Below are 384 nucleotides of genomic sequence, written 5' to 3' on the forward strand. Positions count from 1 at the left end.
GTTCTCCACTCGCGCGCGCTGCGCTTTCTAATGAACGCACTGATGTTGTGCCGACGGCAACAACACGATTTCCAGCCGCTTTAGTAAGCGCAATTAGGTCAACAACCTCTTGTGGCACATTAGCCCATTCTGAATGCATCTTGTGCTCAAGCACATTATCTACTCGCACTGGTTGGAATGTACCCGCACCCACATGCAAAGTCACAAAGGCAATATTGACCCCTTTGGCTTTTAAATCGGCTAGCATGGCATCATCAAAGTGTAAGCCTGCTGTAGGTGCAGCTACTGCGCCTGGCGTTTGGTTATACACTGTTTGATAACGTTCTTTATCAGCATCTTCATCTGGACGATCGATGTAAGGAGGCAGTGGCATATGGCCAACGT

Annotated in this window: 1 protein-coding gene; it reads right to left on the reverse strand. The window is 48.7% G+C overall.

The window, feature by feature from the left end; genetic code table 11:
• Nucleotides 1–384, reverse strand: a 384-nt coding sequence (locus AAEY75_RS14205) for an S-adenosylmethionine:tRNA ribosyltransferase-isomerase (protein WP_352259927.1), incomplete at both ends; no start/stop codon positions are given.

The sequence above is a fragment of the Psychrobacter sp. TB55-MNA-CIBAN-0194 genome, from assembly GCF_040309505.1.
GTDB lineage: Bacteria > Pseudomonadota > Gammaproteobacteria > Pseudomonadales > Moraxellaceae > Psychrobacter > Psychrobacter fozii.